Consider the following 16,844-nt stretch of genomic DNA (forward strand, 5'->3'; position numbering starts at 1 on the left):
AAACGCCTTCGCTAGCTCGTCCTGCCCGATGGCGCTTCCAGTGCCTTGGCGATCGATCGCAGATCCATCCAGGTCATCCGCTTGTAAGACGGCGAGCGCAGCAGATAGGCGGGGTGGAACGTCGCCAATGCCTTGATCTTGCGCGTGCCGGTGTCGTAGTCGACCCAGCGTCCCCTGGACTTCATGATGCCGTCGCGGGTCTGCAGCAGCGTCTGTGTCGAGGGATTGCCCAGCGTCACGAGGATGTCCGGATTCACCAGCTCGATCTGGCGCTGGATGAACGGCAGGCAGATCTGCGTCTCCTGCGGCGTCGGCGTGCGGTTGCCCGGCGGCCGCCATGGAATCACATTGGCGATATAGACGTCGGTGCGCTTCAGGCCGATGGCGCGCATCATCAGATCGAGCAGTTTGCCGGAGCGGCCGACGAAGGGCAGGCCCTCGATATCCTCGTCACGGCCCGGCGCCTCGCCGACGAACATGATCCGTGCCTGTGGATTGCCGTCGGCAAACACCAGTTGGGTCGCGGTCGATTTCAGGGCGCAGCCGTCGAATGTATCCAGCATGCCACGCAGCACCTCGAGCGAGGGCGCGGTGCGCGCGGCGTCCCGGGCGGCGGCAATCGCCACGTCCGGGGCGACCTCGACGCGGGCAGGCGGGCGCGGCGGTGGAGGCGGCATGCCATTCAGCGGTGGTCGCTTCGGCGCGCTATCGGACAGCTCCCGGGCAGGCGGCGGGAGGTCGTCCGACAGCCGGTTCACCGGCTCATCCATCAATGCGCAATCGACCCCGGCCTCCAGATAAAAGGCGAGCAGTTGCGCAACGCTGGGGTGGGGTTCAGGCGTCATGAGAGGGGGGTCACAGGCATGCCAGCAATCTAGGCCGGATCGCCGCCCAGCGAAACGCCCCCTGTGCATTTAGGTGGTTGTTCTTCCGTGAAAAATCGGAAACAACAGCCCTTAGAAGCGTTCTGAACGGGTTGGAAACGGGTCTGAGACGAGATTATGAGCACTGAAGAACTTCCGCCGCGCGAGTCCATGGAATTCGACGTCGTTATCGTCGGTGCCGGGCCCTCGGGTCTGTCGGCCGCGATCCGGCTGAAACAGCTCAATGCGGACCTGTCCATCGTTGTCGTGGAAAAGGGTTCCGAAGTCGGTGCGCACATCCTGTCCGGCGCGGTGATCGATCCCGTCAATCTCGACAAGCTGATCCCGGATTGGCGCGAGGATGCGGACTGCCCGCTCAAGACCCAGGTCAAGGACGACCAGTTCTATTTCATGACCAAGACCGGCGGCTTCAAGCTACCGAACTTCTTGATGCCGCCGCTGATGAACAATCATCACTGCTACATCACCTCGCTCGGCATGGTGTGCCGTTGGCTGGGTGCGAAGGCGGAAGCGCTTGGCGTCGAAATCTATCCCGGCTTCGCGGCTGCCGAGACGCTGTATGACGACAATGGCGCCGTGCGCGGCATCGCCACTGGCGACATGGGTATCGGCCGCGACGGCAAGCCGAAGGATTCGTTCACCCGAGGCATGGAACTGCTCGGCAAATACACGCTGTTCGCCGAAGGCGCGCGTGGTTCGCTGACCAAGCAGATCATCGCCAAATTCGCCCTCGACAAGGATTGCGAGCCCGGCAAGTTCGGCATCGGCATCAAGGAAGTCTGGCAGATCGATCCGGCCAAGCACCAGAAGGGCACGGTGAAGCACTCGTTCGGCTGGCCGCTCGACAATGACGTGGGCGGCGGCACGTTCCTGTACCACTACGACGATAACCTCGTGGCTGTCGGCTTCGTGCTGCACCTGAACTACGAAAACCCCTATCTCTATCCGTTCGAGGAATTCCAGCGCTTCAAGACCCATCCGCTGATCCGCGACACATTCGAAGGCGGCAAGCGCCTCGCCTACGGTTCGCGTGCGATCACCGAGGGCGGCTACCAGTCGGTGCCGAAGCTGGTCTTCCCGGGCGGGGCGCTGATCGGCTGCGCCGCAGGCTTCGTCAACGTGCCGCGTATCAAGGGTGTTCACAACGCCATGGCGTCAGGCATGCAGGCTGCCGAGCACGTCTCCGCTGCGCTGGCTGCAGGTCGCGCCAATGACGAGTTGATGGAATACGAGACCGGCTGGCGGTCGTCCTCGATCGGCAAAGATCTCTATCCGGTCCGCAACGCCAAGCCGCTGTGGTCCAAGTTCGGGACCCTCCTCGGCAACGCGCTCGGCGGCTTCGACATGTGGTGCAACACGTTCGGCTTCTCGCTGTTCGGCACCCAGAAGCATGAGAAGCCGGATCGCAAGGCGCTCAAGCCCGCCAAGCAGTATCAGCCGATCGTCTATCCGAAGCCGGACGGTAAGATCACCTTCGATCGTCTGTCTTCGGTGTTTCTGTCGAATACCAATCACGAGGAAGACCAGCCGATCCATCTCAAGGTTGCCGACATGGCGCTGCAGAAGTCGTCGGAGCACGACGTCTTTGCCGGTCCATCGAATCGCTATTGCCCGGCAGGCGTCTATGAGTGGGTGGAAGAGTCGAGCGGTGCGCGATTCCAGATCAATGCGCAGAATTGCGTCCACTGCAAAACCTGCGACGTGAAGGATCCCAACGGGAACATCACCTGGGTTCCGCCGGAAGGTGGCGGCGGCCCGAACTACGAGGCGATGTAACCGGTTCGCTGATTACGATTGTGTGAGCGGCGGCGCCCGTAGGCGGGCCGCTACACCGGCCGGATGTCACGATAACGCCACAGTGCGAGCGTTCTCAGGGGCAGTGGCGCAATCCGGCGGCCCAATTGCTGACAGGCTTCAAGGTGCCACTGGTGCGATCGCGCCTCCGATCCTTGCGATTGACCGCCAAACGCGGCATTGTTGGCATGCGCACTATTGCCGGGTCGGCTGCGCATCCGAGCCTGTCTTGCAGTCTTGCTCGCATTTTGCTCGATATCCTGCCCGTAAATCCTGGAGCTAGGCGAACCCTATGTTGTCCATCCGTTTCAATCGTTTGACGCTCGCTGCCGTCACGGTCGCCGTTCTCGCGATGCCCGGTCAGCTGCTGGCGCAAACCCCGGATCATACCGGCGATAGCTCGGCTGCCCAGTTTCCCACCTCCCGTGACCTGAAGTCGCTCACCACCGCCGGCAGCTATCTGGCCGCCCGCCACGCCAGCGTCGAGCGCGACGCCACCTCGGCTGCGGCGTTTTACCGCTCCGCGCTGCGTACCGATCCGAAGAACAACGAACTGCTCGATCGCGCCTTCATCTCCTCGCTCGCGGACGGCGATATCGAAGAGGCCGTCAAGCTCGCCGATCGCATCCTCACCATCGACAAGTCGAACCGCGTCGCCCGTCTCGTTGTGGGCGTGCGCGATCTCAAGCTGAAGAAATACGCTGCCGCGCAGACCAATATCAACCAGTCGGTGCGCGGCCCGATCACCGACCTCGTTGCGACGCTGCTGTCGGCCTGGGCCGGCTACGGCGCCGGTGAGAGCAAGACGGCGATTGCCAATATCGACAAGCTGGCCGGTCCGGAATGGTATCCGATCTTCAAGGATCTGCATGCCGGCCTGATCCTCGATCTTGCCAACAAGCAGAAGGATGCGGGCGCCCGTTTCGAGCGTGCCTACAAGCTCGACGACTCCGCGCTGCGCGTGGTCGACGCCTATGGCCGCTGGACGTCGCGCAACAAGGACGATGCGGCAGCGCTCGGCATCTACGAGACCTTCAACAAGAAGCTCGCCCGTCACCCCCTGGTGCTGGAAGGCATCCGCGAGACCAAGGCCGGCAAGAAGCTGGCGCCGCTGGTCGACAGCCCGCAGGCCGGCGCTGCTGAAGCACTTTATGGCATTGGCGCATCGCTGACCCGCCGCGGCGGTGAAGACCTCGCGCTGGTCTATCTGCAGCTCTCGCTTTATCTCAAGCCGGACCACTCGCTGGCGCTGCTGTCGCTCGCCGACCTCTATGAGTCGGTGAAGAAACCGCAGATGGCCATCAAGGTCTATGAGCGCGTGCCCGCCAATTCGGCGCTGAAGCGCAACGCGCAGATCCAGCAGGCCACCGATCTCGATGCGGCCGATCGTAGCGATGAAGGCATCAAGATTCTCAAGGGCGTTGTCGCCGACGATCCCCGGGATCTCGAAGCCATCATGGCGCTCGGCAATATCGAGCGTGGTCGCAAGAAATTCGCCGATTGCTCCGAGACCTACACCAAGGGCATCGACGTCATCGCCGCCAACCAGGACAAGCCGAACTGGGTGTATTTCTACTTCCGCGGCATCTGCCTGGAGCGTTCCAAGCAGTGGGCCAAGGCTGAAGTCGACATGCGCAAGGCGCTCGAATTGCAGCCCGAACAGCCGCATGTTCTGAACTATCTCGGCTATTCCTGGATCGATCAGGGCATCAACCTCGACGACGCCATGAAGATGATCAAGCGCGCCGTCGACCAGCGTCCGGACGATGGCTACATCGTCGACTCGCTCGGCTGGGCCTATTACCGCATCGGCAATTTCGACGACGCTGTGAAGCAGCTCGAACGTGCCATCGACCTGAAGCCGGAAGATCCGACCATCAACGACCACCTCGGCGATGCCTATTGGCGCGTCGGTCGCAAGCTGGAAGCCAAGTTCCAGTGGCAGCACGCCAAGGATCTGAAGCCGGAAGCCGAAGAGATTCCGAAGATCGAAGCCAAGATGGAAAACGGTCTGTCGGACGAGCCATCGTCGTCGGCTGCATCCAACGACAAGAAAAAAGAAGACGGTAAAGGCGGCTGATTCAATGGTTGGGGGCACGACCGGTTCAACGAGCCCGGTTCTCGAAGAAGATGCGCGCGCCAAGGTCAATCTGACCCTGCGCGTTATCGGCCGTCGAGTTGACGGCTATCATGATCTCGAAAGCGTCGTGGCCTTTGCCGATTGCGCCGATAGATTGACGCTGGATGCGGGCGGCGATCTGTCGCTGACCGCTACTGGCCCGCGCGCGCAGGAATGCGGCGACACCGCCGATAATCTCGTGATCAAGGCCGCCCGGCTGCTCGGCGAGCGCGTCGAGGGTCTCACATTCGGGCGCTTTGCACTCGACAAGCATTTGCCGGTTGCCGCCGGGATCGGTGGCGGTTCGGCGGATGCTGCTGCGGCGCTGCGTCTTCTGGTGCGCGCCAACAATCTTGAAATGGACGATCCCCGCGTGCTCGAAGTGGCGCGCCTAACCGGCGCCGATGTGCCGGTTTGCGTGCCGTCGCACGCCTGCGTGATGACGGGCGTGGGCGAAAACCTGCTGCCGCTCAGCATTCCGCGTTTGCCCTGCGTGATGGTCAATCCGCGCGTGCCGGTAGCGACCAAGGATGTGTTCAAGGAGCTCGGCCTGAAGAATGGCGAGCTGCGTGCCGGCGTCAAAGACGTCCTGAAACGGGCTACCTGGCCGAATGAAGGCGGCTCACTCGATGCCTGGATCGACGCGCTCAATGCCGGAACCAATGATCTTGAAGCGCCCGCATTGAAGGTCGAGCCCGTGATTGACACCGTGCTGTCGGCCTTGCGCGGTGCCGAAGGCGTTCGCCTGGCTCGCATGTCGGGTTCGGGCGCGACCTGTTTCGCGCTGTTCGGCAACGACACCGACGCGCAGCGCGCGGCCGCTGCCATTCAACTTGCCCACCCGCTGTGGTGGGTGCATGCCGGCGTGCTGAGCTAGCGCGCTTTTTCCCTCGCCCCGCCTGCGGGGAGAGGGTGGCGCGGACGAAGTCCGCGACGGGTGAGGGGGAGCCAGCGAGTGAAACACTGGCTCCCCCTCACCCGGATCACTCGCTGCCGCTCGTGCTCCGACCTCTCCCCGCAAGCGGGGCGAGGTTAAGAAAAGCGACTAACTGCCCCATCCAGCGCCATATCCGCCATCCACCGTGTAGATCACGCCGGTCGTATAGCCCGCGCGCTCTGACGCCAGAAACGTCATCATATCGGCGATCTCGCGCGGTTTCGCAGCGCGGCCCAGCGGCAGGCCCTGCTGCAATTCCCGGAAACGATTCTCGTCACCGAATTGCGCCTTGGCGCGGGTTTTCATCAGCGTGATGTGGCGCTCGGTCTCCACCGGGCCCGGGTTGATGCCGACCACGCGGATATTGTCCTTCAGGCTTTTTCCGCCCAGCGCCCGGGTGAACGCCATCAGCGCGGCATTGCCGGCGCTGCCACAGATGTAATTGGCGTCGAACTTCTCGCCGGCGGCGCCGATGTCGTTGACGATCACGCCGTGGCCGCGGGCCTTCATCTGCGCATAGACGAGGCGCGTCAGATTGATGAAGCCGAACACTTTGAGGTCCCAGGCATGGCGCCAGGTCGGTTCGTCGATCTTGTCGAGCGAGCCGCCGGGAATATCGCCGGCATTGTTGACGAGGATGTCGATATCGCCAGTTGCGACCGCCAGCGCGGCCAGATCGTCCGGCTTGCGCAGATCGACGCCATGCACGGCGACGTCGATCTGGTGGTTGGATCGCAGCCGGTCCGCCAGCGCTTGCATCTGCTCCACATTGCGGGCCGCGAGGCGGAGATCGCAGCCTTCTTCGGCAAACGCTTCCGCGGCCGCAGCGCCGATACCCTTGGATGCGCCCGTGATCAGGACGCGCTTGCCGCGCAAATGAAGATCCATGGAATGCCTCTGATTGCAGAAGGGATTGTCTGCGACAGAGTTAGGCCCCTGCGGCAAAACCGGTCAACATTGCAGTGCAGCGTTGATCGCAGGCCGGCTTTGGTCCACATCTGCAGGCAGAATTACTGGCGAAGGAAACCCCACGTGAGCGCACAAAAAGAATATCGGATCGCGGTCATCCCCGGCGACGGCATCGGCAAGGAAGTCATGCCGGAAGGCCTGCGTGTCCTTGAAGCGGCAGCGAAAAAGCATCGCGTGAAGGTGCATTTCGATCATTACGACTTCTCGTCCTATGACTATTACGAGAAGCATGGCCAGATGATGCCGGACGACTGGAAAGCGCAGATCGGGAAGCACGATGCGATCTACTTCGGCGCCGTCGGCCTGCCGGCAAAGATTCCGGATCACATTTCGTTGTGGGGCTCGCTGATCAAGTTCCGGCGCGAATTCGACCAATACGTCAATCTGCGCCCGGTGCGCCTGATGCCCGGCGTGCCCTGTCCGCTGGTCGGTCGCAAACCCGGCGACATCGACTTCTGGGTGGTGCGCGAGAACACCGAAGGTGAATACTCCTCCGTCGGCGGTCGCATGTTTCCGGACACCGACCGTGAATTCGTTACCCAGCAGACGGTGATGACCCGCACTGGTGTCGACCGCATCCTGAAATTTGCGTTCGACCTCGCGCAGTCGCGGCCGAAGAAGCACCTGACCTCGGCGACCAAGTCCAACGGCATCGCGATCACGATGCCCTATTGGGATGAGCGCGTGAAGGCGATGGGCGCCAACTATCCCGATGTGAAGTGGGACCAGTATCACATCGACATTCTCACAGCGAATTTCGTGATGCATCCGGACTGGTTCGACGTCGTGGTTGCGTCCAACTTGTTTGGCGACATCCTGTCCGATTTGGGCCCGGCCTGCACCGGCACCATCGGCATCGCGCCGTCCGGCAATATCAACCCGACCGGCGATTTCCCGTCGGTGTTCGAGCCGGTGCATGGCTCGGCGCCGGACATTGCGGGGCAGGGCATCGCCAATCCGATCGGCATGATCTGGTCCGGGGCGATGATGCTTGAGCATCTCGGCGAGAAGCAGGCCGCAGACTCGATCGTCAAGGCGATCGAACGCACGCTTGAAGAGCGGACGCTGCGGACGCGCGATCTCGGCGGTCAGGCCGATACAGGCGCTTGCGGCAAGGCCGTCGCGGAGATGGTGGAGTAAGCTGCCGCCACTGACGCGCAAAAAAAATGCCCGGCTTCATGCCGGGCATTTCCGTTTCAGACGATTGAAAGGTTAGGCGGCGATTCGCCGGCAGTGCTTCCAAGCCGCCGCGATCAGATTGATGCTCGCCTCCGGCGTCCGGAACGCCGAATGTGCCGACAGCGTCACGTTCGGCAGCGTCGTCAGCACATGGCCGGCCGGCAGCGGCTCGATATCAAATACGTCGAGGCCGGCATGGCGCAGATGGCCCGAGCGCAGCGCATCGATCATCGCGGCTTCATCGACCACGGCTCCGCGGGCAGTGTTGACGAGGATTGCACCCTTCTTCATCTGGCCGATGCGCTCGCGGGTGATCATGCCGCGGGTGTCGTCATTCAGCAGAAGATGAATTGACACGACGTCGCTCTGCGACAGCACGGTTTCCATGTCAGTGAACTCGACACCAGGATAGGACTTCGGCGACCGGTTCCAGGCTAGTACCTTCATGCCCGAGCCGAGCGCAATACGCGCGACTTCCGCAGCGATGCCGCCGAAGCCGATCAGACCAACCGTTTTGCCGGTGAGCTCCATGCCTTCATCGCGCAGCCAGTTGCCGGCCCGCATTTCACGGTCCTGCTGGGCAAGGCCGCGTGCGGCAGCCCACATATGTGCAATGGCGCATTCGGCGACGGCGGTGTCGCCGTAGCCGCGGATCAGGTGGACTTCGATCCCCAGCCCGGCAAGCTCCTCGATATTCATGTAGCTGCGCGCGCCGGTGCCGAGAAACACCACATGCTTCAGGCCGGCGCACTGCTTGGCCACATCGGTCGGCAGATAGGTGTGATCGATGATGGCGATCTCGGCGCCGTCCAGCACCCCAGGCAAATCGGCTGACTTGATGTCCTCATCGCGATTGATCTTGATTGCGATGTCGCCTGGCTGCGTCAGCCGTTCCAGAATCTTCGCCAGTTCTTCGCTGGCATCGACGAATACACCCCGCATCACTATCCCCTGTCTGTCTTCGTTACTTCGATGCGACGCCGGCAAGCGCCAGCACCGTATGCATCAATACATTGGCGCCGGCGGCGCAATCTTCCTGCGTCGAGCTTTCGAGCTCGTTGTGGCTGATACCATCCTTGCTCGGAATGAACACCATCGCTGTTGGCATGATGTTGTTGAGGTTGCAGGCGTCGTGGCCGGCGCCAGAGGTGATACGGCGATGCGAGTAGCCGAGCGAGGTCGCAGCGGTCTCGACCGCATTGACGAAGTCCTTGTTGAAGTGCGTCGGCGGCTTGTGCCAGACTTTGTCGAAGGCGACGTCGACCTTGCGATGCGCAGCGATCTCCTTGATGGCATCGCGGACGCCCTTCTCGATGGCGTCCAGCTTGCCGGCGTCGGCGCTGCGCAGATCCATGGTGAAGGCGATCTCGCCAGGGATCACGTTGCGCGACGGATTTGCGATCACGGCTTCGCCGATAGTGCCGAGCGCGCCGATATTGCTGACTACACGCTCGGTGGCCAGCACGATCTCGGACAGTGTCGCGAGTGCATCCTTACGCAGCGGCATCGGGGTCGAGCCGGCATGGCTCTCGAAGCCGGTGATCTTGCCGTCGAACCACAGCACACCCTGGCCGGAATCGACTACGCCGATGGTCTTGCTTTCGGCCTCCAGGATCGGGCCCTGCTCGATATGCAGTTCGACGAAGCCCGAGAATTTCTGCGTGCCTACCGGCACGTCGCCGCGATAGCCGATCTCGTCGAGTGCTTGGCCGACGGTGACGCCGTCATGATCCTTGCGCGACAGAATGTCGTCGGTGGTGAAGTCGCCGACATAGGCGGCGGAGGCCATCATTGCCGGCGCAAAGCGCGAGCCTTCTTCATTGGTCCAGTTGGCGATGCAGATCGGCATCTCGGTTTCGATGCCGGCATCGTTCAGCGTGCGGACGACTTCGAGCGCGCCGAGCACGCCGAGGATGCCGTCGAACTTGCCGCCGGTCGGCTGGGTATCGAGATGCGAGCCGACGCCGATCGGGGCCTTCGACATGTCGCGGCCCTTGCGCAGCGCGAACATCGAACCGAGGGCATCGATATGCACCTCGAGGCCGGCATCTTCGCAGGCCTTGCGGAACCAGTTGCGCACCAGCTTGTCTTCAGGCCCGAGCGTCAAACGCCGCACGCCGCCTTTCGGGGTGCCGCCGAATTTCGCTGTCTCGTTGATCGTGTCCCAGAGCCGCGCGGAATCGATTTTGAGGTTGTCGCCAAGCTTGGTCATGCGGTCTGTCCCGAGAAGTTTGTGTTGAAGAGGCCTGCTTTTCAATGACCCGGCGATGCCGGCTCGTCAACCAATGGGCTGTTCTGCGCCAGTTGCGCAGCAATGCCTGCGACGAGTTCGATCGCGGCCGTGTCGGGTGACGCGAGCCAGCTTGCCGAAAATGTCAGCGGCTGGAGCTGCAGGTTGGTATTGAGCAATTGTAGGCGTCCGTCCGCGAGTTCGTTCTCGATGATGGCTGTCGGGATCAGTGCTATGCCTAAGCCCTCAATCGCCATGTGCATTACGGTAGACAGCGACGCGCTGGCGTGCAGCCGGATCGGTGGCAGGTCGGGCCGGTTGAACAGCGAGCGCGCGATCTCGTAGGGCCGGGTCTTGCGCGAGAAGGTGATGATGGGAAATTTCGCGAGGTCATGGATCGAGAGCAGATCATTGCCGAGCCCGAGCGAAGGGCTGGCGAGAAAGCCGACGGGGTAGTCGCACAGCACACGGTTGCGAATGTTGGATGTCGAAAGCGGCCCGAGCACGAAAGCGAGATCGATCTCCTGTGCCTGCAGCCGCGCATTCAGGTTCGGCGTGATATCAACCTCGATTTCGAGGGACAGGTTCGGATACGAGATGTTGACGTGCTTGATCAGCCGCGTCAGCAAAGTGTGGACGATGGTCTCGGCGACGCCGAGCCGCAGCACGCCGCGCATTGCCGAGCGATCGCCAACCGCCGCCATCATCTCTGAGCGCAGGCCGATCAGCTTTTCGGCATAGACCAGCATCTGCCGCCCGGCCGGCGTCGGCGAGGCGATACGGCGGTCGCGCTGCAGAAGCCGCACGCCCATCTCATGTTCCAGTTGCGCGATACGCTGGGAGATTGCCGGCTGGGTCGTGTTGAGCTTCTGGGCCGCGCCGCGGAAGCTGCCGAGATTGACCACCCAGAGAAAAGTCTCCAGCGCCTTGAAGTCCGCCATGGATGCGATCCGGCCATAGATAAGTAGGATTTATGGATGTCGATTAAAAACAACGATTAGACATTATACTAGCCCTGAGTTTCAGTGCGTGTCGAGGCAGAATTAGGCAGGACACTAAGATGGCTATTTCTTCGGCAGCGCAGCAAAGCGACGATCGATCCTCGGATTTGCCCAGCGCGGTTGCTCGCCGCGAATATCGCGCGGGCAAATATGGCAGCACCGCCGGAGTGGCCCCGGGTTATGTCCAGGGCAATCTCGTCATTCTGCCGGAAGCCCAGGCCGCGGCTTTCCATCGCTTCTGCCAGCTCAATCCGAAGCCGTGCCCGATCATCGGCATGTCGGATGTCGGCAATCCAAGCATTCCCGCCCTCGGTCTTGATCTCGATATCCGGACTGACATTCCGCAATATGTCGTCTGGAAGGATGGTGAGGCGATTGATCGCCCTTACGAGGTGACGAAGTACTGGCGCGACGATCTCGTGTCTTTCGTCATCGGATGTTCGTATTCTTTCGAAGAAGCCATGATGGCCGATGACCTGCCGATCCGTCACATCGAACAGGATGTGCTGGTGCCGATGTATCGCACAAACATCGCCTGCAAATCCGCTGGCCCGTTCGCCGGGCCGATGGTGGTGTCGATGCGACCGCTGAAGCCGGCTGATGCGATCCGTGCCGTCCAGATCACCTCGCGGTTTCCCGCAGTGCATGGTGCGCCGGTACATCTGGGTCTGCCGCAGTCGATCGGCATCAAGGATATCAACAAGCCTGATTACGGCGATGCGGTGCACATCAACGACGATGAAATCCCGGTGTTCTGGGCCTGTGGCGTCACGCCGCAAGCGGTCATTGCTGCAGCGCGCGTGCCGTTCGCGATTACGCATGCGCCGGGTGTCATGCTCGTCACGGACCTGAAGAATAAGCATTTGGCTGTTTTATAAGAAGCAGCTTGCCGATCTTTCGGGCTTTACCGTAACCTTGATTAGTTTCATCGATAGCCGCCGGTCACAAAGGACAAAGACATGACGATTTCTCGCCGAAACGTATTGCTTGGAGGCGCCGCTTCCGCCGCGCTGCTGCCTCTCGCCAAGCCTGCGCGCGCGCAGGTCAAGGAAGTCGTGATCGGCGTGATTTATCCGCTGTCCGGCGCCAGCGCGCAGATCGGCGTCGACGCGCAGAAGGCTTTCGAAACGGCTGCCGATATCATCAACAAGGATTACGATTTCGCGTTGCCGATGGCGAAGGGCGAAGGCTTCACTGGTCTCGGCGGCGCCAAGGTACGTCTCGTTTTCGCCGACCATCAGGCCGATCCGCAGAAGGGCCGCGCTGAAGCCGAACGCCTCATCACCCAGGAGAAGGTCTCGGCCATTGTCGGCACCTATCAGAGCGCCGTCGCCGTCACCGTCAGCCAGATTTGCGAGCGCTACCAGATCCCGTTCCTGTCGGCCGACAACTCGTCGCCAAGCCTGCATCGCCGCGGTTTGAAATATTACTTCCGCGCCGCCCCGCATGACGAAATGTTCTCGACGGCGATGTTCGATTTCTTCGATGCGCTGAAGAAAAAAGGCCAGAAGATCGAGACGCTGGCGCTGTTCCACGAAGACACCATCTTCGGCACGGACTCGGCGAATGCGCAGATCAAGCTCGCTGCCGACCGCGGTTACAAAATCGTCGCCGACATCAAGTATCGCGCCAATTCGCCGTCACTCACTGCCGAAGTGCAGCAGCTCAAGGCTGCCAATGCCGACGTGCTGATGCCGTCGAGCTACACCACCGATGGCATCCTGCTCATCAAGACCATGGGCGAACTTGGCTACAAGGCCAAGAACATCGTCGCACAGGACGCCGGCTTCTCCGAGAAGGCGCTGTATGATGCGGTCGGTGACAAGATTCCGGGCGTCATCTCGCGCGGTTCGTTCTCACTCGATCTCGCCGCCAAGCGTCCGATGGTCGGCAAGATCAACGACATGTTCAAGGAGAAGTCCGGCAAGGACTTCAACGACTACTCCTCGCGCCAGTTCATGGGCCTGATCGTGATGGCCGATGCCATCAATCGCGCCAAGTCCACCGATGGTGAGAAAATCCGCGAAGCGCTGGTCGCCACCGACATGCCGGGCGAAAGCACGATCATGCCGTGGGCCAAGGTCAAGTTCGACGAGTTGGGCCAGAACAACAACGCCGATCCGGTACTGCTGCAGTATAATGGTGGCAAGTTCGTCACCATCTTCCCGCCGCAGGCCGCCGTGGCGGACGCGATCTGGCCGATGCCGTAAGGCGCGTTCTCTAAACGCATGTGATGGCGTCGTCGGACTCGACGATGCCATCACATACTCCGGTGTCATCCCCGCCTAGCACGCCGAAGGCGTGCGGGGGGCGGGGATCCATATCCTCCGAAGGATTGGTTTGCACCTGGTCTGACCGGCATCGCCCAGTTGTGATGTCGGTGGTTATGGGTCCCCGCTTTCGCGGGGACGACAGACAGAGAGGATTACTTCGTGACCGCCGCGACCATCATCCAGAGCCTTGCCAGCGGATTGCTGATGGGGCTGCTCTACGGCCTGCTCGCGGTCGGCCTCGCGCTGATCTTCGGGCTGATGGACGTCACCAACTTCGCCCATGGCGAATTCCTGATGTTGGCGATGTATCTCACCTTCTTCCTGTTCATGTTCTGGGCGGTCGACCCACTGCTGTCGATCCCGCTGGTGGCGGCCGGCATGTTCGTGTTCGGCGCGGTGATCTATCTCGTGATCATACGCTTCGCGATGCGGGCCAAGGCCAATATCGGCATGGTGCAGATCTTCGCAACCTTCGGCCTCGCCATTCTGATGCGCGGCCTCGCGCAGTTCTTCTTCACCCCGGATTATCGCAGCATCCCGGCCTCGATGCTCGGCGGCAAGACCATCTCGATCTTCGGCGTGTTCCTGCCGGTGCCGCAGCTGGTCGGCGCGCTGATCTCCATCGCTGCCTTCGGCGCGCTCTACTTCTTCATGAAGAAGACCGATTTCGGTCGCGCGCTTGAAGCGACCCGTGAGGATGCCGGTGCCGTGGCGCTGGTCGGCATCGACAAGAACAAGGTGTTCGCCCTCGGCTGGGGCCTCGGCTCGGCGCTGATCGGTCTCGCCGGCGGCGTGATGGCGATCTTCTTCTACATCTATCCCGACGTGGGCGCGTCCTTTGCGCTGATCGCTTACGTCACCGTGGCGCTCGGCGGCTTCGGTAGCGTGTTCGGCGCGTTTGCGGGCGGCATCATCGTCGGTCTGGTCGAGGCGACCACCGCGATGATCCTGCCGCCGTCGCTCAAATCGGTCGGCATCTATGCCGTCTATCTCCTCGTTGTCTTTGTCCGGCCGCGCGGCCTGTTCGGATCGATCTGATGGACAGCTTCACACAGCGTCGCCGCCGCGACCTCATTCTCGCCGCCGCGCTTGCGGCCATCGCAGCCTGCGTGCCGTTCTTCGTCAAGGACGTCTATGTCCAGAACATCATGGTGCTGACCCTGATGTATGCGGCGCTGTCGCAGGCCTGGAATATCCTCGGCGGCTATTGCGGTCAGATTTCGCTCGGCCATGCGCTCTATTTCGGCCTCGGCGCCTATACGACGGCGCTGCTGTTCACCAAATTCGGCGTGCTGCCGTGGTTCGGCATGCTCGGCGGTGGCATCATTTCTGCGCTGATCGCGCTCGCATTGGGTTATCCGACCTTCCGCCTGCGCGGCCATTACTTCGTCATCGCCACCATCGTCATCGCCGAAATTGGCTTCCTGCTGTTCCACAATTGGGACTATGCCGGTGCGGCGCTCGGCATCGACATCCCGGTGCGCGGCGATAGCTGGGCCAAGTTCCAGTTCACCCGCAGCAAGCTGCCGTTCTATTACTTCGCGCTGGTGTTCTGCTGCGTCGCCTGGTTCATCACCTGGTGGCTGGAAGACTCTAAATGGGGCTTCTGGTGGCGCGCGGTGAAGGATAATCCCGATGCGGCCGAAAGCTTGGGCGTCGTGGTGTTCAATTCCAAGATGGGCGCCGCTGCCGTCTCCGCTTTCCTCACCGCGATCGGCGGCGCTTTCTATGCGCAGTTCGTCTCCTATATCGATCCTGAAAGTGTCATGACCTTCCAGTTCTCGCTGCTGATGGCGCTGCCGGCGGTGCTGGGCGGTATCGGTACGCTATGGGGACCCGTGCTCGGCGCGGTCATCCTGATCCCGATGACCGAACTGACGCGCTCCTTCATCGGCGGCTCCGGCCGCGGCGTCGATCTCATCCTCTATGGCGCAGTGATCGTCGTGATCTCGCTGGCGCGGCCCGATGGTTTGATCGGCCTGTTCTCGCGACGTCCGGCTTCGAAAGGAGTGCCGCAATGACGACACCTCTTCTCGAAACCCGTGGCGTCTGGCAGCGCTTCGGCGGCCTGATCGCCAATAGCGACGTCTCGATCTCCGTCGGCGCTGGCGAAATCGTCGGCCTGATCGGGCCGAACGGCGCCGGCAAGTCGACGCTGTTCAACCTGATCGCCGGCGTGCTGCCGCCGACGCAGGGCACGATCTGGTTCAACGGCGAGAACGTCACGCAGATGCCGGCGGCGGAACGCTGCCAGCGCGGTATCGCGCGCACCTTCCAGGTGGTGAAGAGCTTCGAGACCATGACCGTGATCGACAACGTCATCGTCGGCGCGCTGATCCGCAACGAAAAGATGCGCGATGCGCGGCGCAAGGCACATGAGGTGCTTGAGTTCTGCGGTCTTGCCCCGCGCGCCGACAAGCTTGCTAGGGATCTCATTCCGTCGGAGAAGCGCCGCCTCGAAGTGGCGCGTGCGCTGGCCACCGAGCCCAAACTCCTGATGCTCGACGAGTGTCTTACCGGCCTCACGCCGCTCGAGGCGCAGTCGGGCGTGGCCCTGGTTCGCAAGGTCCGCGAGACCGGCGTCACCGTGCTGATGGTCGAACACGTCATGGAAATCGTCATGCCGCTGGTCGACCGCGCCATCGTGCTCAATCTCGGCAAGAAGCTCGTCGAGGGCAAACCCGCGGATGTCGTGCGGCATCCTGAAGTCATCAGTGCATATCTCGGGGATCGCCATGCTGTCGGTGCGTGAGGCCACCACCGCCTATCAGGGGCTGGTCGCCATTTCGGACGTCACCATCGACGTCGCCAAGGGCGAGATCGTCGCCGTCTGCGGCTCCAACGGCGCCGGCAAGTCGACGCTGATCAAGACCATCGCCGGCGCCGAGCGTCCGCGTTCGGGCACCGTCACCTTCGATGGCGAGCAGATCAACGGCGTGCCGCAGCATCTCATCACCGCGCGCGGCATCGCCTATGTGCCGGAAAACCGCCGGCTGTTTCCGCGGTTGTCGGTGGAAGACAACCTCCGCCTCGGCAGCTACATGTATCGCGGCAAGCCCGATCGCGACGAGCCGTTGAAGCTGGTGTTCGACCTGTTCCCGCGCCTTTCCGAACGTCTCGAGCAGCGCGCCGAAACCCTGTCCGGCGGTGAGCAGCAGATGCTGGCCATAAGCCGCGCACTGATGACCCGTCCGCGCTTGTTGATGCTTGACGAACCGTCGCAGGGTATCATGCCGAAGCTGGTGGACGAGATCTTTCAGGCGGTCATCAAGATCCGCGACGCGGGCATGACTGTGCTGATCGTCGAGCAGCGCATGGCCGAAGTGCTGGAGATCGCCGACCGCGCTTACATCCTGCAGACCGGCCGCGTCCAGATGCAGGGCAAGGCCTCGGAGATTGCGACCAATCCGGATGTGCGCAAGGCGTATCTGGGGCTGTAAGTCCCGGAATTGTCCCGT

General features: G+C 62.0%; 15 protein-coding genes. 10 read left to right on the forward strand and 5 right to left on the reverse strand.

Going from position 1 to position 16,844, the window contains the following annotated elements; translation table 11 throughout:
• Window positions 1–11: 11 nt before the first annotated feature.
• On the reverse strand, window positions 12–845 hold the full coding sequence (locus HP556_RS23645; protein ID WP_175368751.1) for a uracil-DNA glycosylase: 834 nt from the start codon (window positions 843–845) through the stop codon (window positions 12–14).
• 156 nt (window positions 846–1,001) lie between these two features.
• On the opposite strand from HP556_RS23645, the gene HP556_RS23650 reads away from it, so the two are divergent.
• The 3 genes from HP556_RS23650 (at window position 1,002) to HP556_RS23660 (ending at window position 5,674) form a co-directional block, all read left to right on the forward strand.
• The gene (locus HP556_RS23650; protein ID WP_175368752.1) at window positions 1,002–2,660 is read left to right on the forward strand and encodes an electron transfer flavoprotein-ubiquinone oxidoreductase; all 1,659 of its coding nucleotides are present in this window, start codon (window positions 1,002–1,004) and stop codon (window positions 2,658–2,660) included.
• A 310-nt stretch (window positions 2,661–2,970) separates the two neighbouring features.
• Window positions 2,971–4,758 carry a tetratricopeptide repeat protein gene (locus HP556_RS23655; protein ID WP_175368753.1) on the forward strand — a complete coding sequence of 596 codons (1,788 nt, stop codon included), beginning with the start codon at window positions 2,971–2,973 and terminating at the stop codon, window positions 4,756–4,758.
• 4 nt (window positions 4,759–4,762) lie between these two features.
• Complete coding sequence (locus HP556_RS23660; protein ID WP_175368754.1) at window positions 4,763–5,674, forward strand: 4-(cytidine 5'-diphospho)-2-C-methyl-D-erythritol kinase; 912 nt, start codon at window positions 4,763–4,765, stop codon at window positions 5,672–5,674.
• A gap of 168 nt (window positions 5,675–5,842) precedes the next feature.
• On the opposite strand, the gene HP556_RS23665 is transcribed toward HP556_RS23660, so the two are convergent.
• On the reverse strand, window positions 5,843–6,622 hold the full coding sequence (locus tag HP556_RS23665; RefSeq protein ID WP_175368755.1) for an SDR family oxidoreductase: 780 nt from the start codon (window positions 6,620–6,622) through the stop codon (window positions 5,843–5,845).
• Between the two features lie 144 nt (window positions 6,623–6,766).
• Here HP556_RS23665 and HP556_RS23670 point away from each other — a divergent pair, with 144 nt between their 5' ends.
• Window positions 6,767–7,843, forward strand: coding sequence for a tartrate dehydrogenase (locus HP556_RS23670; RefSeq protein ID WP_175368756.1), 1,077 nt, complete (start codon window positions 6,767–6,769; stop codon window positions 7,841–7,843).
• 72 nt (window positions 7,844–7,915) lie between these two features.
• On the opposite strand, the gene HP556_RS23675 is transcribed toward HP556_RS23670, so the two are convergent.
• The 3 genes from HP556_RS23675 to HP556_RS23685 are packed head-to-tail and all read right to left on the reverse strand — an operon-like array spanning window position 7,916 to window position 11,053.
• Window positions 7,916–8,824, reverse strand: a complete 909-nt coding sequence (locus HP556_RS23675; RefSeq protein WP_175368757.1) for an NAD(P)-dependent oxidoreductase — start codon at window positions 8,822–8,824, stop codon at window positions 7,916–7,918.
• 22 nt (window positions 8,825–8,846) lie between these two features.
• Window positions 8,847–10,094, reverse strand: coding sequence for a Zn-dependent hydrolase (locus HP556_RS23680; RefSeq protein WP_175368758.1), 1,248 nt, complete (start codon window positions 10,092–10,094; stop codon window positions 8,847–8,849).
• A 41-nt stretch (window positions 10,095–10,135) separates the two neighbouring features.
• A complete protein-coding gene (locus tag HP556_RS23685; RefSeq protein ID WP_093759539.1) occupies window positions 10,136–11,053 on the reverse strand; it encodes a LysR family transcriptional regulator in 918 nt (305 codons plus the stop codon).
• A 119-nt stretch (window positions 11,054–11,172) separates the two neighbouring features.
• On the opposite strand from HP556_RS23685, the gene HP556_RS23690 reads away from it, so the two are divergent.
• The 6 genes from HP556_RS23690 (at window position 11,173) to HP556_RS23715 (ending at window position 16,826) form a co-directional block, all read left to right on the forward strand.
• On the forward strand, window positions 11,173–11,991 hold the full coding sequence (locus HP556_RS23690; protein WP_175368759.1) for a putative hydro-lyase: 819 nt from the start codon (window positions 11,173–11,175) through the stop codon (window positions 11,989–11,991).
• A gap of 81 nt (window positions 11,992–12,072) precedes the next feature.
• Entirely contained in the window at window positions 12,073–13,323 is a 1,251-nt protein-coding gene (locus tag HP556_RS23695; protein WP_175368760.1) for an ABC transporter substrate-binding protein, read from the forward strand.
• A 267-nt stretch (window positions 13,324–13,590) separates the two neighbouring features.
• On the forward strand, window positions 13,591–14,424 hold the full coding sequence (locus HP556_RS23700; protein WP_210269314.1) for a branched-chain amino acid ABC transporter permease: 834 nt from the start codon (window positions 13,591–13,593) through the stop codon (window positions 14,422–14,424).
• A complete protein-coding gene (locus tag HP556_RS23705) occupies window positions 14,424–15,407 on the forward strand; it encodes a branched-chain amino acid ABC transporter permease (protein WP_170849756.1) in 984 nt (327 codons plus the stop codon). Before HP556_RS23700 ends, HP556_RS23705 begins: the two co-directional genes overlap by 1 nt.
• Entirely contained in the window at window positions 15,404–16,138 is a 735-nt protein-coding gene (locus tag HP556_RS23710; protein WP_068733262.1) for an ABC transporter ATP-binding protein, read from the forward strand. The genes HP556_RS23705 and HP556_RS23710 overlap by 4 nt, the downstream gene beginning before the upstream one ends.
• On the forward strand, window positions 16,122–16,826 hold the full coding sequence (locus HP556_RS23715; protein WP_068733264.1) for an ABC transporter ATP-binding protein: 705 nt from the start codon (window positions 16,122–16,124) through the stop codon (window positions 16,824–16,826). Before HP556_RS23710 ends, HP556_RS23715 begins: the two co-directional genes overlap by 17 nt.
• Window positions 16,827–16,844 lie beyond the last annotated feature (18 nt).

This window comes from Tardiphaga robiniae, assembly GCF_013359755.1.
GTDB classification, from domain to species: Bacteria; Pseudomonadota; Alphaproteobacteria; order Rhizobiales; family Xanthobacteraceae; genus Tardiphaga; species Tardiphaga robiniae.